This window comes from Ralstonia sp. TCR112 (assembly GCF_007997035.1).
GTDB lineage: Bacteria > Pseudomonadota > Gammaproteobacteria > Burkholderiales > Burkholderiaceae > Ralstonia > Ralstonia edaphi.
In genome coordinates, this window is the sequence record NZ_VOSS01000023.1 from 17,205 (window position 1) to 42,069 (window position 24,865).

Here is a 24,865-nt window from a genome sequence, read left to right on the forward strand (position 1 = left end):
GGGCCCGTCATTTTATATAGTGAAAAGCGATCTCACAACGGGATTTTGGGTGGGAGTGCCATGCGCATTCGCTACAATATTCCACCGTCCTGTCACGGCACCATCGGGCTTGCCCCATATTCTTCCATCGCCGCTGCCGTGTCTAAACCCGTCCACCCCTCCAACTTCGGCGATCCGGCGGACAATCTGTCCGAATTTGGTCTGATCCGCCGTTATTTCACGCGGCCGACCTCGAAAGCGACGTTGGGCGTGGGCGACGACTGCGCCCTGCTTGCGCCGCGCCCGGGGCACGAATTGGCGATCTCCACCGACATGCTGGTCGCCGGCCGTCACTTCTTTCCACATGCGGAGCCGCGCGCACTTGGCCATAAGGCGCTCGCTGTCAACCTCTCTGACCTGGCAGCGATGGGCGCCGAGCCCCGCGCCTTTACGCTCGCCGTGGCATTGCCCCAGGCCGATGCGGCGTGGCTCAAACCGTTTTCCGAAGGCTTGCTCGCCTTGGCCGATGCGTTTCGCTGCGAACTGATCGGCGGCGACACTACACGGGGGCCGCTCACCCTCAGCCTGACCGTCTTCGGCGACGTTCCCGCCGCTGCGGCACTACGTCGCGACGCCGCCCGCCCTGGCGATGACATCTGGGTCTCGGGCTCCGTAGGCGACGCACGACTCGCGCTGGGCGCCTTGCGCGACGAGTGGCCGCTGACGCCCCAGGCGCTCGCTCAGGTGCAGCCGCGCATGGACATGCCCTCGCCGCGCATCACGCTCGGCCTGGCATTGCGCGGTATCGCCCGGGCAGCACTTGACGTATCTGACGGCTTGTTGGGCGATCTTGGCCACATCCTCGCGCAATCCCGCGTGGGAGCGACGATCGTGGTGGACGATGTTCCGCGCTCGGCGACACTGGCGGCGCAGTCGCCGGCGCTTCAGCTGCAATGCACGCTGGCCGGCGGCGACGACTACGAACTTTGCTTCACTGCGCCTGCCGATGCGCGCGACGCTGTGATCGCCGCCGGCAAGCGTGCGGGTGTGGCCGTGACGCGCATCGGCCGCATCGACGGCGAAACCGGCTTGCGACTCATCGATGCCAAAGGCGCGCCGGTTATCTTCACGCACGGCAGCTTCGACCATTTTTCTTCCGCCTCATGATGTCTTCCGCTCCCTTCCCGCCATCCAATCCGCCGGGCCAGCCTGACACTGTTGTGCTCGAAGCGGGCCAGACCGTACAGGTACGCCGCCCCACGGCACGCTTCATGTTCGGCCATCCGGCGCGCATCCTCGCGCTCGGCTTCGGCTCGGGCCTCTCTCCCATCCTGCCGGGCACGGTCGGCACCCTGTACGCGTGGCTGATCTACGTTGTGTTTGCTCGGTGGATCTCAGGGCCGACTTGGCTGCTGATCGCGGCGGTGGGTTTCGTGATCGGTATCTGGGCATGTGCCCGCACCGCGCGCGATCTGGGCGTGGCAGACCACGGCGCCATGGTGTGGGACGAAATGGTGGCGTTTTGGATCGTGCTGGCGTTTGTCACGCCCACCACGCTGGGCGGGCAATTCGCCGCTTTCCTCTGGTTCCGCTTCTTCGACATGGTCAAGCCGGCGCCCATTCGCTACTACGACCGCTCGCTCAAAGGCTTTGGCGTGCGCGGCGGCTACGGCGTGATGGTCGATGACATCCTGGCGGCGTTCTACACGCTGCTGGTGTTCGCGCTGTGGCGCTCGCTTTGACGTTTGACGACCGAAGCTCCAAAGGTATCGCAATGGCTGAATCCCGCGCCCTGGCCCAACTGGCCGAACTTGTCGCTGACACGCTGCACAAGCGCAGCCTGATGATGGCGTCCGCTGAATCGTGCACAGGCGGGTTGGTGTCCGCCGCCATTACCGACGTATCGGGGTCGTCCGCGTGGTTTGAACGGGGCTTCGTCGTCTATTCCAACGAAGCGAAATCGCAGATGTTGGGCGTGCCGGCGGCGCTGATCCGCGAACATGGGGCCGTGAGCGAACCGGTGGCGCACGCCATGGCCGAAGGCGCGGTGCTCAACAGCCGCGCGCAGGTGGCGGTGGCGATTACTGGCGTCGCGGGCCCGACCGGTGGCACGCCCGACAAGCCCGTCGGCATGGTCTGCTTTGGCTGGAGCAACCGCCTGCAAACCCGCGTGGAAACGCGCCACTTCAAGGGCGACCGCAAGCAGGTCCGCCTGCAGGCCGCCGAGCACGCACTGCGCGGCCTGCTCGACTTCCTCGACTCGGCGGAGTCCTGATCTAGATTTCGCTGGGATGATCCGGCCGGCGACGATCTCCGTGATCGTGTTCCGGCTGGTGTTCGTGGTCGTGCTCGTGGCGACGGTCGCGATCATGATCGCGCCGCGTCGTCTCGTGCTGGTGGGTGTCGTCGCGCTCTTTCTCGAGCTTGCGGTCCGGGTCCTTACCCGTCTCTTCCCGATGCGTGCCGGCGGCGGGGCGGTGCGGTTGCGTGGTCATGGCGTCCTCGCTCTCGCCGCAACCGGACCGACAGCGCCGATCAGTTGCGGAACTGGTTGATCTGGTTGCGCGTGGTCTCGGCCACGCGGCGGGCCGCATCAGCGAAATCACTGTCGGTGCTGGCGTAGAGAATCGCCCGCGACGAGTTGATCATCATGCCCGTGCCGTCAGCCGTGCGGCCGGCGCGCACCGTGGCTTCGATGTCGCCGCCCTGGGCGCCAACGCCCGGAATCAGCAGCGGCATGTCGCCGACGATCTCCCGCACCTTGGCAATCTCTTCGGGGAACGTTGCGCCCACCACCAGGCCCATCTGGCCGCTCGTGTTCCATACGTCGCGCGCACGTTCCGCCACGACCTGGTAGACGGGGCGGCCGTCGGTTTCCAGGAACTGCACATCGCTGCCGCCAGCGTTGGAGGTGCGGCACAGCACAATCACGCCCTTGTCGGCATGCGCCAGATACGGCTGCATCGAGTCGAAACCCATGTAAGGGCTGACGGTGATGGCATCAGCCTGGTAGCGCTCGAAGGCTTCCTTGGCGTAGTGCTCGGCGGTGGAGCCGATATCGCCGCGCTTGGCATCAAGAATGACGGGGATGCCCGGATAGGCTTCGTGGATGTAGCTGATGAGTTGCTCGAGCTGATCTTCGGCGCGCTGCGAGGCGAAGTAGGCGATCTGCGGCTTGAAGGCGCAGACCAGATCGGCGGTGGCGTCCACAATGGCGCGGCAGAACGAGAAGATTGCTCCGCCCGTGCCGGTCAGCGATGCCGGCAGGCGTGCCGGGTCAGGATCGAGGCCAACGCACAGCAGGGAGTTGTTGCGTTGCCAGGCGGCAGCGAGTTGTTCGGTAAATCGCATGGTGTCGGGAATGTGAGGGCGGCCGGATGGCCGCATGAGTTGCCTGCATTTTACCCGTCGGGCGGCCCGGTGGCGGCATCTTCCAGACGTGGCGTCGGCCCCACGCGTGCGCGCCGAGCCACCGTTTGTGGCTGAACCCGTCGCTTCTTTAGGCTACACTCGGCGCGATTTTTCGCTGCCCGTTCAACGCCTGCTTCAAGGAAACACCCCATGATCAACCTGTTCGTCGTGCAAAAAGGCCGTCTCGCGCAGGAACAGGTCGAAGAACGCAGCGAACTGCTGCAGCACAAGCCGATCTGGATCGACGTGATCGACCCCGACGACGAAGAACTGGCGTGGATCAAGGAAGCCTATGGCGTGGTCCTTCCGGAGCTGGAGCAATTAGGGGACCTGGAAGCATCCGCCCGCTACTTTGAAGGCGAAGACGGCCACATCCACATCCGCACCGATTTCCTGCTCGACGAAGAAACGACCTCCCGCAACGTGCGCGTGGCCTTCGTGCTGACCAAGGATGTGCTCTTCTCCATCCACGACGAAGATCTCCCCGCGTTCCGGCTGGTGCGCATGCGTGCGCGGCTGCGCCCGGGCTCGGTGCGCAACGCCAAGGATGTGCTGATGGATCTGTACGCCACCGACGCAGAATACTCAGCGGACTCCATCGAAGAAGTCTACGAACGCCTCGAAGATGCCAGCAAACGCGTGCTGGCCGATGAGGTGACCGATGCCGCCGCGGCCGATGTGCTGGAGATCATCGCCCGCGTGGAAGACTTGAACGGCCGGATCCGCCGCAACGTGATGGATACGCGCCGCGCGGTGTCCTTCCTGTTGCGCAGCCAGTTGCTCTCGGCCGACCAGCAGGACGAAGCGCGCCAGGTGCTGCGCGACATCGATTCCATCGAGAACCACACCGCGTTCCTGTCGGACAAGGTCAACTTCCTGATGGATGCCACGGTCGGCTTCATCAACATCAACCAGAACAAAATCATCAAGCTGTTCTCGGTGGTGTCGGTGGCGCTGATGCCGCCCACGCTGATCGCCTCGATCTACGGCATGAACTTCAAGGTGATGCCGGAGCTGGACTGGGCTGAAGGCTACCCCTATGCGATCGGTCTGATGATCGTGTCGGCGGCCATTCCGCTCATCTATTTCCGTCGCAAGGGCTGGTTGAACTGAGCGTCAGTCGGGAAGCGTCGCCGAGCCCATCCGGTTGGCGATGATGGTTGCCTTGCGCGTGAAGTTCACGTGCACGTTGGCGCAATAGCTCTTCTTGTCGAAGCACTTCGGTGCGGGCAGCGCCGCAGCCAGGCGCGCAGCCTGGCCTACCGTAAGTTGCGAGGCCGGGCGTTTGAAGTAATGCTGCGCCGCCGCTTCCGCGCCGAACACGCCCTCGCCCCATTCCACCGAGTTCAGATAGATCTCGAGAATGCGCTCCTTGTCGAGCCAGAACTCGAGCATCCACGTGATGACCAGCTCTTCGCCCTTGCGCAGGTAGTGGCGTTCGCCCGAGAGGAACAGGTTCTTGGCCAACTGCTGCGTGATGGTCGAACCGCCCGCGACCACGTGGCCGCGCCGCTTGTTCTTCTCCCACGCATCGAGCATGGCGTCGACCTCCCAGCCGCTGTGCGAGACGAAATCGGCGTCTTCGCTGGCGATGACCGCGCGTTTGAGGTTGCGCGAGATCTGGTCGTAATTGACCCAGCGGTGGTCGACCTTGCAGGTGAAGACATTGGCGCCGCACAGGCGCATGCGCTCGGCGCGCATGAAGCTGGTGGACGACGGATCGAACACCTGCCAGCTCGCGATCGCAGCGAAGAAATACAGGTTGAGTGCGATCACGCCCGCAACGAAGCAGCCGATCACGTAGCCGAACCAACGCATCATCGCAGGGCTGCGCTCCAGGTTCAGCGAGGCGCGCGCGCCGCGACCGCAGCTTCGCCCTGCAGCCCTTCGCGCATGGCGAGCAGCACCGGAGCGGTGTCCGGGCGCACGTCGCGCCAGACGAAGAACGATTCCGCCGCCTGCTCCACCAGCATGCCCAGACCGTCCCATGCGCGGGCGCCGTTGCGCCGGGCGAACTCCATGAACACCGTCGGGCGCGGGCCGTACATCATGTCGTAGGCCAGCGCGTTGGGGCCGAACACGGTGGTCGGAATCGGCGGGACTTCGGCCTGCAGGCTGCTCGCCGTAGCGTTGATGATGACGTCGAACACGTCGTCTGCCGCAAGCTCGTCATAGCCGCCGCCCACGAGTTCGACCTCGTGCAGCTTGGCCGAAACCTCGAAGCGGTCAACCAGCTTGTTGGCCCGATCGGCCGTGCGGTTGGCAATGAACACGCGCGCGGGCTTGTGTTCGAGCAGCGGCAGTAGCACGCCACGCGCCGCGCCGCCCGCGCCCAACAGCAGCACGCGTTCGCCTTCAAACGAGTTGCCGATGTTGTGGGTGATGTCGCGCATCAGGCCGACGCCGTCGGTGTTGTCGCCAAAAATCTCTTCGCCATCGAACTTCAGCGTGTTGACCGCGCCGGCCGATTCCGCCCGCAGCGACAACGACGTCGACATGGCATATGCATCGAGCTTGAACGGCACGGTCACGTTGAGCCCGCGCCCGCCTTCGCGCACGAAGGTCATCACGGTTTCGTCAAACGCGATCAGCTCGGCGTAGATGCGGTCGTAGCGGATGAGCTGCCCCGTCTGCTGCGCAAACGCGGCGTGGATGATGGGCGACTTGCTGTGCGCGATCGGGTTGCCGATCACGCCATAACGATCTGTGGGCGGGGCGCTCGCAGCGGCGAGGATGGCCTCTTGAAACGACGACGGCATGGACGACGAAATCAGCGGGTCTGCAGGTGGGTTTCCAGGCCTGCGCGGGTGAACTTGAACGTGGCAACCACATCCTGGATGTCGACGCGCTTGCGCATCTCGGCCGGGAAGGCGCCAAACGGTGAAGACGATCGCACGATGGCTACAGCCTGGCGATCGAGTGCGGGGTTGCCCGAGCTTTTGGCGATCTCGATGCCTTCGATCTTGTAACCGTCCTGGTTGTAGCCGAGCTGGCCTTCGCGGTTGATGCTGATCACGACGATCAACTCGCCGTACAGCGGGCGGCCATTCTGGCTGGGGAAGTTGGCGGTGCCGCGCGCTTCGATCTTGCGGCGCACGGCATCGTAGTAGCGGGCGTAATCGACCTGGCGTGCGCTGGCGGCCGTCAGCACATTGCGGCGCGGGCGCTTGGCGTAGTTCTCAAGGTTGCGATCGATCTCGGCCTGCAGGCGAGCGATTTCGTCTTGCGTGGTGCGATCGTCGGTGCCGTTGGTGGGCGACGGCTGCGGACGCTCGCCCGGCTTGACTTGGCGATCGTTGACCAGCGGTGCGCGCTCGGTCGATTGCGTCAGCAGGCGGCGCTGCTCTTGCTCGAGATACTCGACGCGACGCTGTGTGAGCTTGATGGCATCGCCAGTCTGCTCATTGGTGTCGGCGGGCAGCGGCGTGGTGGCGCGCTGTTGGTCGTATTCGCCGCCACCGTTCAGGTTGACCTGGGCGACGGCCGTCGCCTTCGAAGGGGCCGTCGATGACTTGGCGTTGACCAGCACCACATCGAGGCCCGGATCTTCGCGCTTGATATCGAACGCCTCCGGAGCCACGACGCGTACGAACAAGAGCAGAACATGCACGGCCAGCGACACGACCAGTGCCTTGGTGAGCGTGCTGCTGCCGGACCAGTCCGGACGGTTTGCGAGGGCGGCCATGGGGTATTCCTGGTCGGTGCGCGAAGAATGAAGGTCAGACTGCGATTGTAGTTAGGCGGCGGCGGGCGTTCCACCGCTCTCGCCGTCCTGCGGCGGCGGCGCCACAGCAGCGTCGGCTTCTGCACGAGCCTCTTCCCCATCGGCGGCGGGTTGTGGTTCAGCCGGCACCTCAGCTTCTGTCTCTGCCTCGGCCAGTTCTGCTTCAATGGCTTCGGCTTCAGCTTGGGCGTCCGCAGCCGGGGCGAGAATCTCGACCACGCGGCACGACACTTCCAGGCTGATCTCATCGGTCTCCAGGATATCGAGCACGACATGCGTGCCGCGCGCCGTTTGCGCCAGCTCGGGCACCTTCGTCACCAGCGGAATGTCGGCGAAACGCACGGCGCCTTCCTTGAGCACCACGGCCTGCATGCGCGTGCGGTTCTCCTGCTTGAGCCAGCGCAGGCACCAGTAGCGCTCCATGGTCGACTGGTGGTCGGCGTAGGCGGCGTAAGTGGCTTCGAAGTCGGCCACGGCGGCCAGCAGGTCGGCATCTTTGGGCTTGAACGGCGCGATCAGCTTGGCCGTCACGCCGTGCTGCGCCACCGCTGCGATCTGCCACTGGTTGACCAGATCGACATAGCGACGCAGCGGCGAGGTACTCCACGCGTACTGCGCCACGCCCAGACCTTCGTGCGGCGCCGGATACGTCTGCATGCGCGTGCGGTGCATGCCCCACGCCTTCTGCGTGCGGTAGATGCCGGGCACACCGGCGTCAGCCAGCATGCGGCCCCACGTGCTGTTGGCCAGGATCATCAGCTCGGCCACGATCTTGTCCAGCGGCGAGCCGCGTTTGCGCTGTTCGATCCGCACGCGCTCGCCACCGCCTTCCGCCTCGGGAATCGGGTCGATGTAGAACGAATAATCACCCTTCTGCGCGCCCTCGGGCTTCAGGCCGCTGGCGATGCGGGCCTGCTGGCGGCCGTCATACAACGCGCACACAAACGGCCACAGCACCGCCAGTTCAGCCTTGAACGGGTAGTCGCCCGAGCCATCGGCGAGCGCGTCGGCGGTGATCACGTCGTCGAGCAGGTTGTGGCGCAGGTTGGCCGCCACGGTCACCGATTCGCAGCGCGTCTCACTGGCGGTGACCGCCCATGTGGCGCGGTCGACCGTCACATACAGCGAGAGCGCCGGGCACGCGCGCCCTTCCTGCAGCGTGTAACGATCGACCACCGACTCCGGCAGCATCGTGATCTTGTCGCCGGGGAAATACACGGTCGACAAACGCTGGCGCGCAATCACGTCCAGCGGGTCGCCACGCTGGATGCCGAAGCCCGGCGCGGCAATATGGATGCCGATGCGCACGGTGGCGTCATCAATGGGCGTGACGGAGATGGCGTCGTCGATTTCCGTGGTGGTCACGTCGTCGATCGAGAAGGCGCGCACGTCGGCGGCCGGCAGCTCCATCGCCGGTTCCGGCACGGTCACGTCCGGGAAGCCGGTGCCCTTCGGGAAACATTCCGAGAGGAAGCGGGCCTCGTGCAGCGCGCGGGCGTTGGCGATGCCGCCGACCGCCACCATCAGGCGCATCGGCGACAGGCCCAGCGCGGTGCACGCGGCATCGAGCGCCTTGTATTCGAGGCTGTTTTTGTCCGGCTTGAACAGCAGTTGCAGCGTCTTTCCGCGGAAGGCCTCCGGCAGGCGCATCGCCTTCAGCTCGGCTTCGTACTCGGCCTGCAGGGCGGCTTGCTGCTTCTTGCGCTCCAACCCTGCAAGCGCGGCCTTCAGCTGATCTTCGGGCGCGCGCTGATAGCGGCCGCGGCCCTTGCGGCGGAAGTAGATCGGTGAGCCGTGCAGCGCGATGGCCAGCGCGGCCTGCTGCGTGGCATTGGCGCCGGCGCCGAAATACTCACCGGCCAAGTCGGTAAAGCCGAATTCTTCGGCCGACGCGCATTCCCAGAGGAAATCCAGGTCGATCTCCGCCGACAGCGCCTGGGCGGCCTGCGACAACTCGCCGGCGGACGGCTGCGCGAATTGCAGCAACACGTCGCGCGACTTGACCTTGGTGCGCTTGGCGCTCGGCAACTCGACCTGATAGGCCTCGCCTTGTTGGGACAAGACGGTGCCCGCGCGGATCTCGCCGCCTTCTTCAAACAGCAACTGCATGGATTTGTATGGATTGCGGCACTCGCACGAGCGAGCGTCACTTTGAATGAGGTGGAATGGCCGCGCCGCCCGACGTTACAACGTCACGCGCGGCGATCAAAAGTTGGGGGCGATGATACCGCACTGGCCCGCCGCCCGGCCCGCGAAAATACGCTTACCGCGGCGGATGGAAACCCGCCAGCGCGGGCAGGAAAACCTCCGTCACGAGCATGGCGCTTGCCCCGCGCCGGAACACTGACCGGCGGGCCGGCAGCCGTGATGTGCCGGCGACAGGCGCATCGCCCAGCGCGTCGTGCGCGCGGCGCACCAGCGGGTGGCGCGCGTCCAGCAAGGCGAATTCGAAGTCCCCGCGCTGCACACGCGGATCGGCAAACAGAGAATGCCCCAGCGGCTGCGTCCCAAGCGCTTTCAGGAACGGCCAGTCGAGCGCCACGCTGCGCGGATGGACGATGGTGTGGGCATACACCACGGGAATCTCGTCGCAAATCAGCAAAACTTCGCGGACGAGCGTCTTTGCGGCACGCGACATGCCAAGGCAACGCCACTCGTCTCGTAGCGGCATCGCGCGCTCCTGGCCGAGCAATTGGACGCGAAAGCGCGACGATGCCGCACGAAGACGTGCTGTCAGCGAGTCTGCACCCAGGGCCCAACGTGCCCAATGCCGGTCATAAACGACAGCCGGGGGCAGCGCGCTGCGCCACAGGCTGCGCGGATACGACGGTGAATCGGTCATGCCGCGCCGAAGGGATGTGCGGCCAGCAACTGAGCAGGAATACCGCAAAAGACGAGCACTTCGTCCATGTACTGCGCAAAATCGCTGATGCCATGGTCGCTGCCGTCGATGACGCGCGTGGCCGCCCCCGGGAAATGAGCGAGCATTTCGCGGTAGTCGAGCACCTCGTCACCCGTCGTTGCGAGCAGGTAATAACGCTCGGGCTGCGTGATAGCAGGCACGGCGAGCGCGCGCAGCTCGTCCAGATGGTGCGGCTCGACGCGGATCGTGCCGCCGCCATGCCACAGCGGCTGTTCCCCGACATATTTGGCGAGATCCCGCTCCGGCCGGGTGGCCGGATTGAGCATCGCCGCGCGGAGCCCGTGGCGCTCCGCCAGCCAGGTCGCATAAAAGCCTCCTAGCGAGGAGCCAATGAGCACCGGTTGCGCGCCGTCACGCCCGCTCAACGCGGCAATCAGCGCCTCGGTTTCCGCCATCGCCTCGCGCGGCGAGACGGGCAATGCCGGGCAGACGTACCGGTCCGCCAGCCCGACCGAAGCCATCCGCTTGCCCAGCAACTGCGCCTTGAACGAGCGCGGCGACGAACGGAATCCGTGCAGATAGACGATGGATGCCGGCATATCGACTCAGTTCGCCGCGTTTGCCTGTTCTGCGAGTGCGTCGAGCAGCTTCTGATGAACGCCCCCGAAGCCGCCATTGCTCATGACCAGCACATGGTCGCCCGGGCCGGCCGCAGCGGTGACAGCGCCCACCAAAGCCGTCAGGTCTGAGAACGTGTTTGCACGCGCGCCCAAAGGCGCCAACGCGCCAGCCAAGTCCCAGCCGATGGCGTCGCGGCCGCTGGCGGCGCCGTAAGCGAAGACTTGATCCGCGCCGGACAGGCTCTCAGGAAGCGCTTGCTTCATCACACCGAGCTTCATGGTGTTGGAACGCGGCTCCAGCACGGCCAGAATGCGGCCGTTGCCGACGCGACGGCGCAGGCCTTCGATCGTGGTGCGAATGGCCGTGGGGTGATGAGCGAAATCGTCGTAGACCGTGACGCCGTTGACCGTGCCGCGCACTTCCATCCGGCGTTTCACATTTTCGAAACGGGTCAGGCTTTCAATGGCTTGTGCGGCCGGCACACCGACGTGGCGTGCAGCGGCGATGGCGGCGACGGCGTTCATACGGTTGTGGTCGCCCTGCAGTGCCCAGCGGACGCGACCCTGCGCTTGCCCGTTAAACACAACGTCAAAGCTGTCGTCCTCGCCCAGATTGGCGATTTTCCAGCCCTCGCCGTCTTCTGCGCCGAACCGCTCGACTTCCGACCAGCATCCGCGCTCAAGTACGCGCGTGAGGCTGTCTTCGCGGCTATTGACGAGCAGCCGCCCTTGGCCGGGCACGGTACGCACCAGATGGTGGAATTGTGTTTCGATCGCGGCCAGATCCGGAAAGATGTCGGCGTGATCGAACTCCAGATTGTTCAAGATGGCCGTGCGAGGGCGGTAATGGACGAACTTGCTGCGCTTGTCAAAGAAGGCCGTGTCGTACTCGTCGGCCTCAATGACGAAGAAGTCGGATTCCGTCAGCCGCGCGGACAAGCCGAAGTTGCGCGGCACGCCACCGACCAGAAAGCCCGGGTTGTAGCCGGCGTCCTGCAGAATCCACGCGAGCATCGACGTGGTGGTCGTCTTGCCGTGCGTGCCGGCGACGGCAAGCACCCATTTCTGGCGCAGTACGTTGTCGCCCAGCCATTGCGGGCCGGAAATGTAAGGCAGATTGCGATCCAGGATGGCTTCCATCAACGGATTGCCACGGGAGATCACGTTGCCGACCACGTAAAGATCGGCGCCGATGGACAGCTGTTCCGGGTCGAATCCTTCAATCAGTTCGATGCCCTGAGCCTCAAGCTGGGCGCTCATCGGCGGGTAGACGTTGGCGTCGCAGCCAGTGACGCGGTGACCGGCCTGACGGGCGATCAGGGCAATCCCGCCCATGAAGGTGCCGCAGATTCCAAGGATGTGGATATGCATGGGTGCCATCTCAACTTCGTAGCGCCGCATTGTACCTGCGGCTTCAGGCGGGTCCGCGCGCTTCAGTAAAATAGAGCCATGTCCAAACGCCCCACCCTCGACCCCGCCCGCGTGCGGGAGGAAATCGCCATCACCGCGGCGCGCATGATCGCGGAAGACGGCGCCGACTACGCCACCGCCAAGCGCAAGGCGGCCCGCCAAGTGCTCGGCACGGAATCGCGCACGCCCGGCGAATGGCTACCGGACAACGAACAGGTCGAAACGGAAGTCCGCGAATACCAGGCGCTGTTCCAGGCAGAATCGCAGCCGCGCGTGCTGGCGTTGCTGCGCCGTATCGCCCTGCTGCTGATGGAAGGGCTGGCAGTCCATAACCCGTACCTTGCTGGCGCGGTCTTTAACGGCACCGCCAGCGAGCATTCCGACATCCACCTGCAAGTCTTCTGCGACAGCCCGAAGGATGTGGCGATCTTCCTGCTCAATGCGGGCGTGGATTTCGATACAACAGAGAGCGCTCACTTCGCCGGCCGCGACGAGGTGGAAACGCTCAGCTTCCTGTGGCGCGGCCAGTGGCCGGCCGGGCCCGAATCCCGCGACCTGGCGCGTGAGCTGCGCGCTGAAACGGGCACGCCGGTCGGCGTCCATATCGCCCTATATGACATGAACGATGTGCGCGGCGCGCGCCGCGCGGACGCCACCGGCAAGACCCAACGCGGCGACGCGGCGGCGGTGCGTGCCCTCCTGTCGCAGGGGTGATCCGCCGACAGGAGTACAATCCCGCACGCTCCGCCTCTGTCTATATAGAGAGACCACCGCAGAACCATGTCGCGCCGTACCACTTTGACCGCTTTGTTGATCGCAGGCCTCGTTGCCGCGGCCGCGGGCGTCTATTTCGGACATCGCGCTACCGCGCCCAAGACGCCAGCCGACAATGCCGTCGCCGCGTTCTACGGCAGCAAGCTCTCGGACGCCAATGGCGCGCCGCTGGATCTGGCAGCGTTTCGCGGCCAGCCGGTAGTGATCAATTTCTGGGCACCGTGGTGCGGTCCTTGTGTGGAGGAAATGCCGGAACTGTCCGCGCTGGCACAGGAACAGAAGTCCAAGGCGAAGTTCGTCGGCATCGGCATTGACTCAGCCGCCAATATCCAGACGTTCCTGAGTAAGGTTCACGTCACATACCCCGTCGCCGTGGCGGGTTTTGGCGGGACGGAACTGGGCCGGCAATTCGGCAACGAGGTGGGCGGACTTCCGTTTACTGTGATCCTTAACTCACAAGGCGAAATCACTTTCCGGAAGATGGGCCGGGTGCATGCCGACGAACTGCGAGAAGCCCTGCAGCGCACGTGAATATGGAAAAACGTCATATGACGTTCATGTGCACGTAACTCCCCTTCTTCTTCGGCAAAAGCGTAGAGCTGACGCACAAGATCGGTGAAAACACCGATTTGTTGAGAGTTTTTCAGCAAAAACTAGACAAAGCATTCTAAGTTGCTGTAAATTGCGCCCAACTTCGCTCAACCGGTCCAAACCGTGGCTGATAAACCCATCGCCAAAGCGCTTCGCAACGTGCTCGTCCTGCACGGCCCGAACCTCAATTTGCTGGGGACGCGCGAGCCGGAAGTCTACGGTGCAACCACGCTCGCCGACATCAATGCTGCCTTGGTTGAACGCGCCACTGCGCGCGGTGTGACGCTGGCGCATTTCCAGTCGAACCATGAGGGCGCGCTGGTGGACCGCATCCACGCTGCCAAGAGCGAAGGCGTTGAATTCATCATCATCAATCCGGCCGCCTACACGCACACCAGCGTGGCGCTGCGCGATGCGCTGGCCGGCGTGGTGATCCCGTATATCGAAGTCCATCTGTCCAACGTGCATCGTCGTGAGCCGTTCCGCCACCATTCATATCTGGCGGACCAAGCGGTGGGCGTGATTTGCGGACTGGGCTGGCGCGGCTATCTGGCGGCGCTGGATTTCGCAATCGATCAACACGGCGGCTGATCAGCCGTCTACTTCCTTTTATTTCAACCACTTAACCAACGCAACGACGCCAGCGCCTGGAGCGCCTTTGACCGATGCGCTGAAGAGCCATTCGCGCGCATCGACCGCCCAGACCGCCGACGCTGCAGGAGAACGTTCATGGATTTGCGCAAGCTGAAAACGCTGATCGACCTGGTGGCCGAATCGGGCATTTCGGAACTCGAAGTGACCGAAGGCGAAGGCAAGGTCCGCATCGTCAAGTCGGCGCCGCAAGTGGTGGCCCCGATGCAATATGCGCCGATGCCGATGCAGGCAGCACCCGCTGTCGGCACACCGGCCGCAGCGGCTCCGGCAGCCGTCGGCGCCGAGGCTCCCGCCGCGGCCCTGCCGGCTGGCCACATCGTGACGTCGCCGATGGTGGGCACGTTCTATCGCTCGCCGTCGCCGGGCGCAGCGGAGTTCGTCAAGGTGGGCGACACCGTCAAGGAAGGCCAGACGATCTGCATCATCGAAGCGATGAAGCTGCTCAACGAGATCGAAGCGGACAAGGCCGGCGTGATCAAGGAAATCCTGATCGAAAACGGCCAGGCGGTGGAATACGGCCAGCCGCTGTTCGTGATCGGCTGATCCTCCGGCATCTGCCCCCTCATCGTGCGGCGCACAGCGTGCCGCATCCGAGCGCGAGCCGGCGCACCAGGGCTGCCACTGAGCGCAGCCCGGCCACAGCGCCCTCGCCTCTCCTTTTTGTAGCGAGAACACGATGTTCGACAAGATCCTGATCGCGAATCGCGGCGAGATCGCTCTTCGCATCCAGCGCGCCTGCCGCGAACTCGGCATCAAGACCGTGGTGGTCTATTCCGAGGCGGACAAGGAAGCCAAATACGTCAAGCTGGCCGACGAAGCCGTGTGTATCGGCCCCGCACCGTCGCCGCTGTCGTACCTCAACATGCCGGCCATCATCTCGGCCGCCGAGGTGACCGACGCCCAGGCCATCCACCCCGGCTACGGCTTCCTGTCGGAAAACGCCGACTTTGCCGAGCGTGTGGAGCAATCCGGCTTCACCTTCATCGGCCCGACGCCCGAATCGATCCGCCTGATGGGCGACAAGGTCTCGGCCAAGCAAGCGATGATCAAGTCCGGCGTGCCGTGCGTGCCGGGCTCGGAAGGCGCCCTGTCGGAAGACCCGAAGGAAATCCTGGCAACGGCCAAGAAGGTCGGCTATCCGGTGATCATCAAGGCAGCTGGCGGCGGCGGTGGCCGTGGCATGCGCGTGGTGCACACCGAGGCCGCGCTGATCAATGCCGTCAACATGACGCGCGAAGAAGCCGGCCGCGCCTTCGGCAATCCGGAAGTCTATATGGAGAAGTTCCTGGAGCATCCGCGCCACGTGGAGATCCAGGTCCTGGCTGACCAGCACCGCAACGCCATCTGGCTGGGCGAGCGCGATTGCTCCATGCAGCGCCGCCACCAGAAGGTGATCGAGGAAGCGCCGGCACCGCACATTCCGCGCCGCCTGATCGAGCGCATTGGCGACCGCTGCGCCGAGGCCTGCAAGAAGATCGGCTACCGCGGCGCCGGCACGTTCGAATTCCTGTACGAGAACGGCGAGTTCTACTTCATCGAAATGAACACGCGCGTGCAAGTCGAACACCCGGTGACGGAGATGATCACGGGCGTCGACATCGTGCAGGAGCAGATCCGCGTGGCGGCCGGCGAAAAGCTGCGCTTCCGTCAGAAGGACATCGTGCTCAAGGGCCACGCCATCGAATGCCGCATCAACGCGGAAGATCCGTTCAAGTTCACGCCGTCGCCGGGCCGCATCACGTCGTGGCATGTGCCGGGTGGCCCGGGCGTTCGTGTGGATTCGCACGCCTACAACGGCTACTTCGTGCCGCCCAACTACGACTCGATGATCGGCAAGGTCATCACGTACGGCGCCACGCGCGAGCAAGCGATTGCCCGCATGCGCATCGCCCTGTCGGAAATGGTGGTGGAAGGCATCCAGACCAACGTGCCGCTGCACCGCGACCTGATGCTCGACGCCAACTTCGTTGAAGGCGGCACCGACATCCACTACCTGGAGCACCGTCTGGCGCAACAGGAAGTGGCCAAGGGTGGCGGCAAGTGACGTACCGCGAATGCGTGCTCGAAGTGGCGCGCGACGACGCCGAAGCGTTGTCCGAAGCCCTGTTTGATCTCGGCGCGCTGTCGGTCTCGGTGGAAGACGCCGATGCTGACACGCCTGAAGAGCAACCGCTCTTTGGCGAGCCCGGCCACGAACCGACACGCCTGGCGTGGAACCGCTCGCGCGTGGTTGCGCTGCTCGCCGACGATGCCGATCCGGCATTGCTGGTGGCAGCCGCAGCCAACGAGATCAACCTCTCGCCGCTGCCTGCGTACACCGTGCGCGAAGTCGAAGAGCAGGACTGGGTGCGCGTGACGCAATCGCAGTTCGAGCCCATCCATATTGGTGAGCACATCTGGGTCGTGCCGTCCTGGCACGATGCGCCGGAACCCGACGCCGTGGTGCTGGAATTGGATCCGGGGCTCGCGTTCGGCACGGGCAGCCACCCGACAACGCGCCTGTGCATGGAATGGCTGGAGCAGCACGTGCAACCCGGCGAGCGCACGCTCGACTACGGCTGCGGCTCGGGCATCCTGGCCATCGTCGCCAAGAAGCTCGGCGCCGGTGAAACGGTCGGCGTCGACATCGATCCGAATGCGGTCGAAGCCTCGCGCTACAACGCCGAGCGCAACCACGTCGAAGCGACCTTCGCCCTGCCCGACGATGCACCGGAAGGCACGTTTGATCTCGTCGTCGCCAACATCCTGTCGAATCCGCTCAAGCTGATGGCGGCCATGCTGTGCGCGCGCGTCCGTCCGGGCGGCCGGTTGATTCTGTCAGGCGTGCTCGAGCGCCAGGCAGAAGAGGTCGCGGCCGCGTATGCCTCGGCCATTCCCCTCACGGTGTGGCGTGCACGTGACGGCTGGGTCTGCCTGCATGGTGTGAAGCCCGCGTAATTTCACGGTGTTGCGCGCCAGCGCCGCCTGCAAAGGTCGACGCTGGCGCCGCTGTCTGCAATACTCGCGCGGTCGGCTTTTTTCTCCTCGTCCCGCATGGCAACTGCGCCACAAGCTGCGCCACGTTTGGCGGCCCGCTGTCCCAACTGTCAAACCGCATTCCGCGTTGTCGCCGATCAGCTTCGTCTGCGCGGCGGTCTCGTCCGTTGTGGGCGCTGCAATCACGTCTTCGATGGCCGCGATCATCTGATCGAATTGGGCGCCATAGCCACGCCTGCGGCGCCGGCCCCCGAAGCACCGCAGCTTCCGCAATCGCCCGAACCCGCCGCTCGCGTAGCGCCACTTGCGCCGCCCGTCGCCCCTGAACCCGAAGCGCCCGCAGCACCTCCCGCTGCAGAGGACGACCACGGCTTCGGCATGACGCTGATCTGGGAAGAAGACGTTCCCGATGAAGGCATCGCGGAAGTTCATCTGGGCGAAGTTGAAGGAGCAACACCTGCGCCCGACGTGCAATCGACCGCACCCGACACGCGTCCGCTACCGGACGAAGCGCCAATCGAGCACGCTGTCGATCCCGCCGCTGAACCAGCGCAGCAAACACGAGCGCCAGAACCGTCCGCGCCGCCTGCCGATCCATTCCACGGCCTACCGCCCATCCGCGACCTGGACGACGAGGAAGACGCGTTCGCGGCGGCTGTCCCCAAGCAGCCGTCGGCAGACTTGCCGGTGGAACCGGCCCTCGCGCCCGCGGCGGCTCCGGCAGCGACGAGCCCCGCGGCGGCAGCGGTCTCGGCCCCTGCAAAGCTTGAGGCCGAGAAGCACGATTCGGTCTGGATGCGCCACGAAACCGATCCGCACACGCTTTTTGCGCCGGTGCGGCGCCGCCATGGACACGCACGTCGCGCGCAATCCGAGCCGACCGGCCCGACGCCGCAGCGCACGCTGACTGGCGCGCCGCGTCCGCGCAAGGTGCGTGGGCCGAATCACGGTGTCTCTGCCGCGACGCTGGATTTTCTGCGTGCCGCACAGGCCCGCGAGCAGGCGCGCAAAACGACCGGACGCCGTGCCCTCGCGCGCGTCGCGATTGGTTTGCTGACAGTGCTGGCGGTGGCGCAACTGCTCTTCCTCGCTCGCGCCGAGATCGCCCGACGCGCGCCGTCCACACGCCCGATGTTGGAAGCCCTGTGCCAGCCGTTGCATTGCACGATTGCACCACCGCGTGACCTCGATGCGCTGCAGATCGAATCGTCGCAACTGCAGCGGCAGGAAGGCGACGCGTCCGACCAGTACGTGCTGACCGCGACGCTGCGCAACCGCGCCGGCGGCCCCATCGCCTTGCCTGCCATCGAACTCGTCACGACCGATCTGCAGGACCAACTGCTCTCGCGCCGCGCCCTGCTGCCCAGCGACTACCTCAACCCGAGCGACAGTGCATACAGCAAGTCAGGGCTGCCCGCCCGCGCCGAACTACCGATTCGGGTACGATTCCAGTCCCAGCGCCCGACGGCCAATTACCGGGTCCTGATTTTTTACCCCTGAGTTTTCATCCTGGCTTAGAGCCGCTAACAAGAACCTGCCGGCCCGGCGTGCCGACGCAGATGCCACGAGGATCTTGTTAGCGGCTTTTCCCCAACACGCATCAAAGGAAGGAGTAACACCATGGCAAACGTGACCCTTGGCGGCAACCCGATCGAAGTCGGCGGCCAATTCCCGACCGCAGGCTCGAAGGCCCCCGCATTCACGCTGGTCGGCGCAGACCTGAAGGACGTCTCGCTCGCCGACTTTGCCGGCAAGCGCAAGGTTCTGAACATCGTGCCGAGCCTGGACACCCCGGTGTGCGCCACCTCCACGCGCAAGTTCAACGAAGCCGCCGCCAAGCTGGACAACACGGTCGTGCTGTCCATCTCTGCCGACCTGCCGTTCGCAGCCGGCCGCTTCTGCACCACCGAAGGCATCGCGAATGTGAAGCCGCTGTCGACCTTCCGCGACAAGGGTTTCAAGCAAGCCTACGGCGTCGACATCACGTCGGGCCCGCTGGCTGGCGTGACCGCCCGCGCCGTCGTCGTGCTCGACGCCGACGACACCGTCCTGTACTCGCAACTCGTGCCCGAGATCAAGGACGAGCCGAACTACGACGCGGCCCTGGCTGCGCTGAAGTAAGCTGAACTGACTGCATCGAGACCGACTTCCGGTCTCTTGTTCATCACACGGCCGTCCACTGGGCGGCCGTGTCATATCTGGAGTGCTTCAATATGGCCAGCGTGATCTGCGGCTCGGTTGCCTACGACACCATCATGACGTTCGACGGACACTTCCGCGAACACATCCTGCCCGACAAGATCCACATCCTGAACGTCTCCTTTCTGGTGCCGACCATGCGCCGGGAGTTCGGTGGCTGCGCAGGCAACATCGCCTATACGCTGAAGATGCTCGGCGGCGAGCCCATCATCATGGGCACGGTCGGCCAGGATGCGGGCCCGTATCTGGACTACCTGAAAAAGCTCGGCATCTCGACCGCGCATATCACGGAGGTGCCGGACACGTTCACCGCGCAAGCGATGATCACGACCGACCGCGACAACAACCAGATCACCGCCTTCCACCCAGGCGCGATGAGCCATTCGAGCATCAATTCGGTCAAGAATGCCTTGCCGGCAAGGCTCGGTCTGGTGGGCCCCGACAGCCGCGAAGGCATGCTGCACCACGCCACCCAATTTGCCGAATCGGGCGTGCCTTTCATCTTTGATCTGGGCCAGGCAATGCCGCTGTTTGACGGCGCCGACCTCCGCCACTTCGTTGAACTCGCCAGCTACGTGGTGGTCAATGACTACGAAGCGCAGGTCATGCTGTCACGCACGGGCTACAGTGCGGCAGAACTTGCGCAGCGCGTCGAGGCTTACATCGTCACGCGCGGGGAAGAAGGGGCGGAGATTTACGCCGGCGGCAAGCAGTACACTATTCCGGTCGTGCCGGCCGAACGTGTGGTCGACCCAACCGGATGCGGCGACGCCTTCCGCGGCGGCCTGCTCTACGGCATCGAGAACGGCCTGGACTGGGACACCACCGGTCGTCTCGCCAGCCTGATGGGCTCACTCAAGATCGCTTGCCAAGGCCCGCAGAATCACGGCCTGCCCGTCGACGAGATTGCCCGGCGCTTCGAATCCGCTTTCGGGTATCGGTATCAATAAGGAACGAACATGAAACCCATCTATCGCATCGGCGCCGCGACTCTGCTGGTCGCCGCCCTTGGCCTGCAAGGCTGCGCCATGGGCACCAACTCCAACAGCGCCTACACCTCGGGGCAGGCGCAGCGCGAGCAGACCGTGCGCTTCGGTACGGTAGATTCCGTGCGCAATGTCGTGATCGATCGTGAGCAGACCGGCGTTGGCACCATTGCCGGCGGCGCAATCGGCGGCATCGGTTCGGCAGCAGCCATCGGGCGCGGCAACGGCTCGGTGGCGGCGGGTGTGCTCGGTGCGATTCTCGGCGGCGTCGCAGGCAGCGCGCTCGAAGGTCAGATGAACAAGCGGCCTGGCCTGGAAATCACCGTCAAGCTCGACAACGGCGAGTACCGCGCCATCACGCAAGACGCGGACGAGGCGTTCCGCCCTGGCGAGCGCGTGCGCCTGCTGTCATCGGGCGGCGTGACGCGCGTCACGCACTGATCGATTGCGCTCGGCTGATACGCCGAGAGATTCATCGGAAACACCGCATCGGCATCGCGCCGGTGCGGTTTTTTATGCTCGCGAGAAACGTATGCGAAACGCGCGGGCAAGAAAAAGCCCGCCGGGGCGTGAGCCGATCGGCGGGCGGTGCAAGACACCAAGGCCTTGCGGACCGGATACGCAGTATCCGATCAGGTGGGCGCGACCTGCGCGCCGCTGTGGTCCCGGAGGATCACCGTCGTCAGAATGACTTACGGACGGTTGCCGGTCGGGAACGGCCATGCCGCAGCCGGGTTCAGCGCGGTCTTGGCAGCGGGTGCAGCAGGTGCAGCGGCCGGAGCAGCAGCGGGCTTGGCGACAGCCTTCTTGGCCGGAGCCTTCTTCGCAGCAGGCTTGGCGGCAGCCTTCTTCGCAGCCGGGGCCTTCTTCGCAGCAGCCTTCTTCGCAGCAGGCTTGGCAGCAGCCTTCTTGGCAGCCGGAGCCTTCTTGGCTGCAACCTTCTTCACTGCGGCTTTCTTGGCCGGAGCCTTCTTGGCTGCAACCTTCTTCACTGCAGCTTTCTTGGCCGGAGCCTTCTTGGCTGCAACCTTCTTCACTGCGGCCTTCTTGGCGGGTGCCTTCTTGGCAGCGACCTTCTTAGCTGCAACCTTCTTGGCCGGGGCCTTCTTAGCGGCCGGAGCAGCCTTCTTTGCAGCAGCCTTCTTGGCGGCCGGAGCCTTCTTTGCAGCGGCCTTCTTGGCCGGGGCCTTGGCGGCCGGTTTCTTCTTAGCAGCAGTTGCCATGGGAAACTCCTTCAAGATTGGGTATCGAACTATCGAGATTGAGCAACCCGACCGGCCCGATCCCACGATGCATTGGCACCGCCAGACCAACCGAGCGAGCGATTCATCGGCGCGCCACCAAACGGCAGTCGCACGCTAATGAATTCGGTAGGAAGATCTGCGACTTGCGCGGTGAACACACGCAGCAAGTTGCACGCCCCGGTTGCGCGCACGAGCGCAGCCGCAGTCGGCCGGACAGAATGCATCCGGCGAGTCTTCATCAATTGAGAGGACCGGGGCATCGTGGCCACACCGGTCGAAATCTGATCTTGCGCGAATCGCTGCGTAGACCGCAAAGCCGCTTGCAGCGTGACTTCGCGGACAGCGAAAAACTGGAGAGCGCGCGTTTTCTTTTGGGGGTAGTACGCCCATCCCGACGGGGGGATCGCAGAGACGGCACCGAGTTCAAACAGCCCTGTCGGCGTGGCGTGCATCAAAGTGGTTACGCTCCTCGACTACCTTTCACTTGCCGCTTGGAACTTCATCGTCGTTGATCGCGCGAAGGTCCCTTGCATCGAAGTCAACGTCTTGTCAAGGCGAATCATAATTCGTTTGCGCGGTGATGTTAAGAGATTTATGCAAAAAGCGCGGTGAGTTTTGGTGAAGGATTGCGCTGCGTCTGTGCGTCGCTGCGATTCGCATCGCGCATGCGCGCAGATCGCTGTCGCGAATGCGCATTTTCTTGCGTCGTGACATCACGTTGCGGCGTTGCTCCACGTTGACACACGTGTCCCGCAAACCCAGTGTTCATGCCGGTTTACAGCAACACGCGATGTTGTGCGCGTGTGCATCATCAACTCGCGCACGCGCCTCGCGCGCGTTCGGCATCGTCGTGCGCGACGACGTGCGAGCTGCGCGATGCGCGTCGAAAAAAACGATGCGTAGATGCGACAACGCGCGCGAATTTTTCGCGCTCGACACGTCGATACGCACGCAATCGAAGCGATCGACGCGCGTCTATCGACGTGTTGAGCGTGTCGACGACGACGCTGATCTGCATCTCGAACGCCGTCGACGCGCACTGCGCGAAGTCGATGCGATTGCGACGACCAACAGCGTGCATGCAGATGCCGCAAATCGCGTGCCGCGCATCCGATGCGCGAGGTGGTTGCGATGGGACCGAAGCATCGATGCCTGCATGAGCGCGACTCGCATCCGCGCATGCGCGATGGATGTCGATGCCTCCGACGCGGACATCGGATCGCGACGATGCCCGACTGCGCGAACGACTTCGACAGCGCGGCCCGCGCGACGCTCAACCGATCGCCGATCGCGGGAAAACCCTGCTCAGCAACCGCTGAAAACTTTACGCAACTGCGTTTGAAACGACGCTGTTTTGCGACGATAGAAGAATTGTTCTACGGCAATCCGCAGGCCATTTTTGCTGCAACCCTGTCACCCCAAGAATGGCTTGCCGTAGCGTTTTATTCGAAATCGAGTTCGCAAATTGCTGCAACCGCAAATCCGGGTGTCAGGTTGGCGCTGATTGTCATGCCATTCGGTTTCACTTCACGATCCGCTCACCACATCAGCACGGCATCGATCGCGCGGTGTGGCACGGGCCTGCGCGTGGCACGTGAGAAGACAGGGAGGTCGTCGCCAACCCCACATGGCTGACGACGACAAACCCGACGAGCAAAGAGCGCAAGACAGAAGGGGTCCAACAAGCGTTCTGTTCTGAGTAGTGGAGGCACAAGATGCGCGATCGAGCGTTCTTGTCGAAATCGAATCCGCCGAAGTGCGGACTGTTCCTGCAGTGCATGCTGGCGACAGCATCGCTCGCCATGTTGGCCGGTTGCGCGAATTCGGGCAGCGGCGACATGGGTACGTCGCTGGGCGGCGGCAGCGATTCGCAGTCCAAGCCGGCGATTGCGGCATCGACCTCGCCCACGTGGTCGAACAACGACAGCGGCAATGCAACGGGTAGCACCGGATCGACCGGCAGCACACCCATCGCGACGCTGACCGGCCCCGTCGAGCAGCTGACGACTACGACCATCAGCGCCATCGTGCCGCTCACCAGCGCGCTGACTTCCACCACGCAAACGCTGGGTGCGGCCACTGGCCTCGGTGCACCGGTGAGCAACGTGTTGTCGACGCTGGGCAGTGCGCTCGGCAGCGAAGGCAGCACGATCACGACGGCCGGCAAAGGCGATGCGCTGGTGTCAACGCTGGGCAACACAGTCAGCGCACTCGGCTCGCTCACCAGCGGGTTGTCGACGATCGCCGCGCCGGCGGCGCCGTCCTCAGCAGGCGGTGCGCCGGGTGGTGCGTTGACCGGCGCGCTCGGCGGTGCGCTGGCGCCGGTTACGTCGGCAGTCGGTTCGCTGACGGCGGGCTTGCCTGGTGTCAGTACGCTCGGCTCGATCGGCGCAGTCGGCAGTGGTGGTACGGCCGCAACGGGTCCGCTCGGCGGATTGGGCAGCGCCGGCGCAACGGTGGGCGGGTTGGTTGGCGGGGTGCTGTCGGGTGTGACATCCGGCGTGCATCACTGATCACCGCTCTGTAGAACTTTCTTTGCATTCGACAGCAAACGCAGGCGGATGCTACCCGCTGGACGCCAGATGCGCGTTCTTCTGACCCGGCGGTGACACGCGGTACGGGCCGCGCTTACAAGGAGACTCACCATGAAGATTCAGAACCCGCTCCACACTTCTTCTTCGGCTTCGTCGTCCGCCGTTTCGGCGTCGCGCACGCTGCTGGCAGCCGCTGCAGTGACCGTGCTGACGCTGGCCGGCTGCGCTTCGGGCGGCAATCCGAACGGCGATACGACACCGTCGTCGACGGCCAACAACGATCCGGGCGCGGTGCCGGTCGGCAACGTCGCCAGCAGCAGCGGCAACGTCGTCACGCAGACGGGCAAAACCGTCAGCGACCTTGGTACGACGATCGGCACGGCGTCGGTGCCCGTCATCGGCGGCACGGCGGCGCAGAAGGATCTGGGTGCAACGGTCACCTCTGCCGGCAACACGGTCCAGACATTGGGCGGCGGCATCAGCAACGGGCTCGGCAAGATCGGCTCGACGCCCGACCCGGTCGGCACGACGGTGCAAAGCTCGGGTGACGTGATCCGCTCCGCCGGGGTGACGGTCGGCAACGCAGGGCAGACCGTCTCGGATCTGGGTGCCGCCGGCAGCCCGCTGGCGCCGCTGAATCCGGTGACGTCGCCGGTGGGCAGCGGTGTGTCTGCGCTGGGTCAGGTAATGCAGGGTGCCGGCGGGCTCGTCACGATTGGCACGTCGAGCGGCCCGGTGCAGCAGGTCACGCAGCAGACCAGCAACGCGATCGTGCCGCTGTCGTCGCAGCTCGTGAAGGGCACGCAGACGGTCGGCAGCGCGACGATGCTCGGCGGCCCGTTGGCCGGTGCGCTGAATACGGTTGGCGGCGGCCTGCAGAGCGCGGGCGCGCAAGTCGGC

The 24,865-nt window shown here is 64.6% G+C and carries 27 protein-coding genes; 17 read left to right on the plus strand and 10 right to left on the minus strand.

The window, feature by feature from the left end:
• Positions 1–60: 60 nt before the first annotated feature.
• From thiL to FUT88_RS08315, 3 genes are read left to right on the plus strand one after another with little or no spacing between them, the layout of a single operon-like run.
• Positions 61–1,146, plus strand: coding sequence for a thiamine-phosphate kinase (gene thiL / locus FUT88_RS08305; RefSeq protein WP_147214567.1), 1,086 nt, complete (start codon positions 61–63; stop codon positions 1,144–1,146).
• The gene (locus FUT88_RS08310) at positions 1,143–1,721 is read left to right on the plus strand and encodes a phosphatidylglycerophosphatase A (RefSeq protein ID WP_147214568.1); all 579 of its coding nucleotides are present in this window, start codon (positions 1,143–1,145) and stop codon (positions 1,719–1,721) included. Before thiL ends, FUT88_RS08310 begins: the two co-directional genes overlap by 4 nt.
• A gap of 32 nt (positions 1,722–1,753) precedes the next feature.
• Entirely contained in the window at positions 1,754–2,254 is a 501-nt protein-coding gene (locus FUT88_RS08315; RefSeq protein WP_027680373.1) for a CinA family protein, read from the plus strand.
• Between the two features lies 1 nt (position 2,255).
• Here FUT88_RS08315 and FUT88_RS08320 read toward each other — a convergent pair whose 3' ends face one another.
• Both FUT88_RS08320 and pyrF read right to left on the minus strand, forming a co-directional pair.
• Positions 2,256–2,474: a metal transporter gene (locus FUT88_RS08320; protein ID WP_147214569.1), complete on the minus strand. Its 219-nt coding sequence runs from the start codon at positions 2,472–2,474 to the stop codon at positions 2,256–2,258.
• 40 nt (positions 2,475–2,514) lie between these two features.
• Positions 2,515–3,330: an orotidine-5'-phosphate decarboxylase gene (pyrF, locus tag FUT88_RS08325; RefSeq protein ID WP_147214570.1), complete on the minus strand. Its 816-nt coding sequence runs from the start codon at positions 3,328–3,330 to the stop codon at positions 2,515–2,517.
• Positions 3,331–3,540: 210 nt separating this feature from the next.
• Between pyrF and corA the strand changes: the two genes are divergently transcribed.
• Positions 3,541–4,503, plus strand: a complete 963-nt coding sequence (gene corA / locus FUT88_RS08330; RefSeq protein WP_102066831.1) for a magnesium/cobalt transporter CorA — start codon at positions 3,541–3,543, stop codon at positions 4,501–4,503.
• 3 nt (positions 4,504–4,506) lie between these two features.
• On the opposite strand, the gene mtgA is transcribed toward corA, so the two are convergent.
• The 7 genes from mtgA to mpl all read right to left on the minus strand — a co-directional run bounded on the left by mtgA (position 4,507) and on the right by mpl (position 11,968).
• Complete coding sequence (gene mtgA, locus FUT88_RS08335; protein ID WP_147214571.1) at positions 4,507–5,211, minus strand: monofunctional biosynthetic peptidoglycan transglycosylase; 705 nt, start codon at positions 5,209–5,211, stop codon at positions 4,507–4,509.
• A 20-nt stretch (positions 5,212–5,231) separates the two neighbouring features.
• On the minus strand, positions 5,232–6,149 hold the full coding sequence (gene aroE / locus FUT88_RS08340; RefSeq protein ID WP_147214572.1) for a shikimate dehydrogenase: 918 nt from the start codon (positions 6,147–6,149) through the stop codon (positions 5,232–5,234).
• 11 nt (positions 6,150–6,160) lie between these two features.
• Positions 6,161–7,075: an energy transducer TonB gene (locus FUT88_RS08345; RefSeq protein ID WP_147214573.1), complete on the minus strand. Its 915-nt coding sequence runs from the start codon at positions 7,073–7,075 to the stop codon at positions 6,161–6,163.
• Between the two features lie 51 nt (positions 7,076–7,126).
• Positions 7,127–9,223: a ribonuclease catalytic domain-containing protein gene (locus FUT88_RS08350; protein WP_147214574.1), complete on the minus strand. Its 2,097-nt coding sequence runs from the start codon at positions 9,221–9,223 to the stop codon at positions 7,127–7,129.
• A 154-nt stretch (positions 9,224–9,377) separates the two neighbouring features.
• Entirely contained in the window at positions 9,378–9,956 is a 579-nt protein-coding gene (locus FUT88_RS08355) for a chorismate--pyruvate lyase family protein (protein ID WP_147214575.1), read from the minus strand.
• Entirely contained in the window at positions 9,953–10,576 is a 624-nt protein-coding gene (locus FUT88_RS08360) for a YqiA/YcfP family alpha/beta fold hydrolase (protein ID WP_147214576.1), read from the minus strand. Before FUT88_RS08360 ends, FUT88_RS08355 begins: the two co-directional genes overlap by 4 nt.
• Before the next feature lie 6 nt (positions 10,577–10,582).
• Positions 10,583–11,968 (minus strand): UDP-N-acetylmuramate:L-alanyl-gamma-D-glutamyl-meso-diaminopimelate ligase, encoded by a 1,386-nt coding sequence (gene mpl, locus FUT88_RS08365; RefSeq protein ID WP_147214577.1) that lies wholly within the window; start codon positions 11,966–11,968, stop codon positions 10,583–10,585.
• A 78-nt stretch (positions 11,969–12,046) separates the two neighbouring features.
• On the opposite strand from mpl, the gene FUT88_RS08370 reads away from it, so the two are divergent.
• From FUT88_RS08370 to FUT88_RS08415, 10 genes are all read left to right on the plus strand, one after another.
• On the plus strand, positions 12,047–12,721 hold the full coding sequence (locus FUT88_RS08370; protein WP_147214578.1) for a UDP-N-acetylmuramate--alanine ligase: 675 nt from the start codon (positions 12,047–12,049) through the stop codon (positions 12,719–12,721).
• 66 nt (positions 12,722–12,787) lie between these two features.
• Complete coding sequence (locus tag FUT88_RS08375) at positions 12,788–13,312, plus strand: TlpA family protein disulfide reductase (protein ID WP_147214579.1); 525 nt, start codon at positions 12,788–12,790, stop codon at positions 13,310–13,312.
• 183 nt (positions 13,313–13,495) lie between these two features.
• Positions 13,496–13,963, plus strand: a complete 468-nt coding sequence (gene aroQ, locus FUT88_RS08380) for a type II 3-dehydroquinate dehydratase (RefSeq protein WP_147214580.1) — start codon at positions 13,496–13,498, stop codon at positions 13,961–13,963.
• 138 nt (positions 13,964–14,101) lie between these two features.
• Positions 14,102–14,569: an acetyl-CoA carboxylase biotin carboxyl carrier protein gene (gene accB / locus FUT88_RS08385; RefSeq protein ID WP_147214581.1), complete on the plus strand. Its 468-nt coding sequence runs from the start codon at positions 14,102–14,104 to the stop codon at positions 14,567–14,569.
• A gap of 133 nt (positions 14,570–14,702) precedes the next feature.
• Positions 14,703–16,070: an acetyl-CoA carboxylase biotin carboxylase subunit gene (gene accC, locus FUT88_RS08390; protein ID WP_147214582.1), complete on the plus strand. Its 1,368-nt coding sequence runs from the start codon at positions 14,703–14,705 to the stop codon at positions 16,068–16,070.
• The gene (prmA, locus tag FUT88_RS08395; protein WP_147214583.1) at positions 16,067–16,963 is read left to right on the plus strand and encodes a 50S ribosomal protein L11 methyltransferase; all 897 of its coding nucleotides are present in this window, start codon (positions 16,067–16,069) and stop codon (positions 16,961–16,963) included. Before accC ends, prmA begins: the two co-directional genes overlap by 4 nt.
• Before the next feature lie 96 nt (positions 16,964–17,059).
• Positions 17,060–18,502, plus strand: coding sequence for a DUF3426 domain-containing protein (locus tag FUT88_RS08400; RefSeq protein WP_147214584.1), 1,443 nt, complete (start codon positions 17,060–17,062; stop codon positions 18,500–18,502).
• A 120-nt stretch (positions 18,503–18,622) separates the two neighbouring features.
• Positions 18,623–19,123, plus strand: coding sequence for a thiol peroxidase (tpx, locus tag FUT88_RS08405; RefSeq protein ID WP_004632960.1), 501 nt, complete (start codon positions 18,623–18,625; stop codon positions 19,121–19,123).
• A gap of 92 nt (positions 19,124–19,215) precedes the next feature.
• The gene (locus tag FUT88_RS08410; RefSeq protein WP_147214585.1) at positions 19,216–20,151 is read left to right on the plus strand and encodes a carbohydrate kinase family protein; all 936 of its coding nucleotides are present in this window, start codon (positions 19,216–19,218) and stop codon (positions 20,149–20,151) included.
• A gap of 9 nt (positions 20,152–20,160) precedes the next feature.
• Positions 20,161–20,628: a membrane protein gene (locus FUT88_RS08415; RefSeq protein WP_009241557.1), complete on the plus strand. Its 468-nt coding sequence runs from the start codon at positions 20,161–20,163 to the stop codon at positions 20,626–20,628.
• Positions 20,629–20,879: 251 nt separating this feature from the next.
• Here FUT88_RS08415 and FUT88_RS08420 read toward each other — a convergent pair whose 3' ends face one another.
• Positions 20,880–21,410 carry a histone H1-like DNA-binding protein gene (locus tag FUT88_RS08420; RefSeq protein ID WP_147214586.1) on the minus strand — a complete coding sequence of 177 codons (531 nt, stop codon included), beginning with the start codon at positions 21,408–21,410 and terminating at the stop codon, positions 20,880–20,882.
• A gap of 1,248 nt (positions 21,411–22,658) precedes the next feature.
• Between FUT88_RS08420 and FUT88_RS08435 the strand changes: the two genes are divergently transcribed.
• From FUT88_RS08435 to FUT88_RS08445, 3 genes are all read left to right on the plus strand, one after another.
• A complete protein-coding gene (locus FUT88_RS08435; protein ID WP_147214588.1) occupies positions 22,659–23,066 on the plus strand; it encodes a hypothetical protein in 408 nt (135 codons plus the stop codon).
• Between the two features lie 80 nt (positions 23,067–23,146).
• Positions 23,147–23,944, plus strand: a complete 798-nt coding sequence (locus tag FUT88_RS08440) for a collagen-like triple helix repeat-containing protein (RefSeq protein WP_147214589.1) — start codon at positions 23,147–23,149, stop codon at positions 23,942–23,944.
• Between the two features lie 132 nt (positions 23,945–24,076).
• Positions 24,077–24,865 (plus strand): collagen-like triple helix repeat-containing protein (locus FUT88_RS08445; RefSeq protein ID WP_147214590.1); only part of this gene is annotated, 789 nt, incomplete at its 3' end.

Coding starts and splice junctions, on each gene's coding strand:
- FUT88_RS08320 (WP_147214569.1), bottom strand. CDS start 2,474: ATGACCACGCAACCGCACCGCCCCGCCGCCGGCACGCATCGGGAAGAG.
- FUT88_RS08440 (WP_147214589.1), top strand. CDS start 23,147: ATGCGCGATCGAGCGTTCTTGTCGAAATCGAATCCGCCGAAGTGCGGA.
- corA (WP_102066831.1), top strand. CDS start 3,541: ATGATCAACCTGTTCGTCGTGCAAAAAGGCCGTCTCGCGCAGGAACAG.
- FUT88_RS08345 (WP_147214573.1), bottom strand. CDS start 7,075: ATGGCCGCCCTCGCAAACCGTCCGGACTGGTCCGGCAGCAGCACGCTC.
- FUT88_RS08410 (WP_147214585.1), top strand. CDS start 19,216: ATGGCCAGCGTGATCTGCGGCTCGGTTGCCTACGACACCATCATGACG.
- FUT88_RS08370 (WP_147214578.1), top strand. CDS start 12,047: ATGTCCAAACGCCCCACCCTCGACCCCGCCCGCGTGCGGGAGGAAATC.
- tpx (WP_004632960.1), top strand. CDS start 18,623: ATGGCAAACGTGACCCTTGGCGGCAACCCGATCGAAGTCGGCGGCCAA.
- FUT88_RS08360 (WP_147214576.1), bottom strand. CDS start 10,576: ATGCCGGCATCCATCGTCTATCTGCACGGATTCCGTTCGTCGCCGCGC.
- FUT88_RS08415 (WP_009241557.1), top strand. CDS start 20,161: ATGAAACCCATCTATCGCATCGGCGCCGCGACTCTGCTGGTCGCCGCC.
- FUT88_RS08420 (WP_147214586.1), bottom strand. CDS start 21,410: ATGGCAACTGCTGCTAAGAAGAAACCGGCCGCCAAGGCCCCGGCCAAG.
- accC (WP_147214582.1), top strand. CDS start 14,703: ATGTTCGACAAGATCCTGATCGCGAATCGCGGCGAGATCGCTCTTCGC.
- FUT88_RS08355 (WP_147214575.1), bottom strand. CDS start 9,956: ATGACCGATTCACCGTCGTATCCGCGCAGCCTGTGGCGCAGCGCGCTG.
- pyrF (WP_147214570.1), bottom strand. CDS start 3,330: ATGCGATTTACCGAACAACTCGCTGCCGCCTGGCAACGCAACAACTCC.
- FUT88_RS08315 (WP_027680373.1), top strand. CDS start 1,754: ATGGCTGAATCCCGCGCCCTGGCCCAACTGGCCGAACTTGTCGCTGAC.
- thiL (WP_147214567.1), top strand. CDS start 61: ATGCGCATTCGCTACAATATTCCACCGTCCTGTCACGGCACCATCGGG.
- mpl (WP_147214577.1), bottom strand. CDS start 11,968: ATGCATATCCACATCCTTGGAATCTGCGGCACCTTCATGGGCGGGATT.
- FUT88_RS08375 (WP_147214579.1), top strand. CDS start 12,788: ATGTCGCGCCGTACCACTTTGACCGCTTTGTTGATCGCAGGCCTCGTT.
- FUT88_RS08310 (WP_147214568.1), top strand. CDS start 1,143: ATGATGTCTTCCGCTCCCTTCCCGCCATCCAATCCGCCGGGCCAGCCT.
- mtgA (WP_147214571.1), bottom strand. CDS start 5,211: ATGATGCGTTGGTTCGGCTACGTGATCGGCTGCTTCGTTGCGGGCGTG.
- FUT88_RS08435 (WP_147214588.1), top strand. CDS start 22,659: ATGCCCGACTGCGCGAACGACTTCGACAGCGCGGCCCGCGCGACGCTC.
- FUT88_RS08400 (WP_147214584.1), top strand. CDS start 17,060: ATGGCAACTGCGCCACAAGCTGCGCCACGTTTGGCGGCCCGCTGTCCC.
- FUT88_RS08350 (WP_147214574.1), bottom strand. CDS start 9,223: ATGCAGTTGCTGTTTGAAGAAGGCGGCGAGATCCGCGCGGGCACCGTC.
- aroE (WP_147214572.1), bottom strand. CDS start 6,149: ATGCCGTCGTCGTTTCAAGAGGCCATCCTCGCCGCTGCGAGCGCCCCG.
- accB (WP_147214581.1), top strand. CDS start 14,102: ATGGATTTGCGCAAGCTGAAAACGCTGATCGACCTGGTGGCCGAATCG.